Genomic DNA, 1,276 nt, shown 5'->3' on the forward strand with positions numbered 1-1,276 from the left:
CCCAAATAATCAAACAAACAATAGTTCTAATAATAACTCTACTAACTCAAGTAATCAAACTAATAACAACACTATTAATTTAAACAATCAAAGCAATAATAGTTCTAACAATACTACCACTACTAAACAAGTAATAACCAAATATAAATTTGTTATCACTAATGAAAACACTAGCTTTGAAAAGCTAGGTATTAAAGAAGAAGATTTACAAATACTCATTAGTGAGTTTAGCACTAGAAAATTTAGCTTGCAAGATTTACAAGATATATCTAATATTATTGCTTATTATTTCCAAGTTAATGGCTATCCTGCTGCAACAGCTTATGTACCCCAACAAGAATTTGAAGATAGTGTGCAAATAAACATAGCTTTGGGAACATTAGGTAAGTATATAATAAAGAATAAAACTACTATAAAAGATTATTTTATTGAAAGTAAGCTTAATGAAAGAATCAAAGGTAAAATCATCTCTACCAAATTAATAGAAGATAGTGTGTATAAAGTCAATGAAATGTATGGCATTCAAACCCTAGCAGGCTTACAAGCAGGAGAGAATGTAGGAGAAACTGATATAGTTATAGAAGTAGTTCCTGATACTAAGGTTAATGTATTATTATATGCTGATAATTATGGTATTAAAAGTGCAGGGGATATTAGAGCTGGTATTAGTATGGGATTTAATTCTATATTTAATATGGGAGATTATTATAATTTTTACTTACAATCAAGCAATGAAAAACAAATTAACTATGGAGCAAGTTATACTTTCTTTTTAGGAAATTTAAAAATTACTCCAAGTATATCTCAAGGCTCTTATTCTTTAGGTGGAGATTATCAAGAAGTTGGCTTTAGCGGTACTTCTAGAAATTTCGGTATAGACTTTTCTTATCCTGTATGGATTAATACTAATTCATCTTTATACTTTACTTCTAGTATTTATCATAAGATATTAAAAGATGAACCTTTTTCAAACATATTTGAAGATTATAGTATTAATAAACATTCTAATGTAGGTAGTATGGGTTTAGAAGGTTTATTTAGAGGATTTGAGAATAATACCTTAAGTTATAGTGCTAAGATAAGCATAGGTAAGGTTAATGATGATGGTACTACTATGTTTGGAAGTACATCTAAAAGTGGAGGCAAAGGCTTTGGTTGGTTTAGAAAACTCAATGCTAGTTTGAATAATTATTATAGTATTAATGAGTATATTACTCATACTTTAAATATAAACTATCAAAAGGTATTAGGGAATTTTGAATTAGATTCTTCTGAA

General features: G+C 27.7%; 1 protein-coding gene. It reads left to right on the top strand.

What is annotated here, in order from left to right; translation table 11 throughout:
• Positions 1–1,276: ShlB/FhaC/HecB family hemolysin secretion/activation protein (locus L8X33_RS08570; protein WP_263670496.1), on the top strand; the 1,276-nt coding region annotated here is incomplete at both ends.

The organism is Campylobacter sp. CNRCH_2014_2849 (assembly GCF_025772845.1).
GTDB lineage: Bacteria > Campylobacterota > Campylobacteria > Campylobacterales > Campylobacteraceae > Campylobacter_D > Campylobacter_D lari_D.